The organism is Micromonospora parva, assembly GCF_000718515.1.
GTDB classification, from domain to species: domain Bacteria; phylum Actinomycetota; class Actinomycetes; order Mycobacteriales; family Micromonosporaceae; genus Micromonospora; species Micromonospora parva.
Genome location: NZ_JNZS01000079.1, coordinates 1 through 219 on the forward strand (window position 1 = coordinate 1; position 219 = coordinate 219).

Annotated in this window: 1 pseudogene; it reads right to left on the minus strand. The window is 68.0% G+C overall.

Annotated elements, in window-relative coordinates:
• Window positions 1-30: 30 nt before the first annotated feature.
• Window positions 31-219: pseudogene (locus tag IF22_RS0132675) on the minus strand (hypothetical protein); the annotation flags it as partial.

Here is a 219-nt window from a genome sequence, read left to right on the forward strand (position 1 = left end):
TACCGTGCGGTGGTGCGGGTGTGCTGGTGGTCAGCTGTTCCAGTGCTGGGCGACGAGGTCGGTGGCCTGCTGCTCCCACTGGGCGTAGGCGTCCGGGTAGGCCGAGACCTGCACGGTCTGCGCGGCCACGGTCAGCGGCATGTCCTGCCACCCGTCAACCTGCTTCAGACCCTTCAGGAACGCGGTCGTCGAGTACTCGGGGTCGGTGATCTGCTCCGG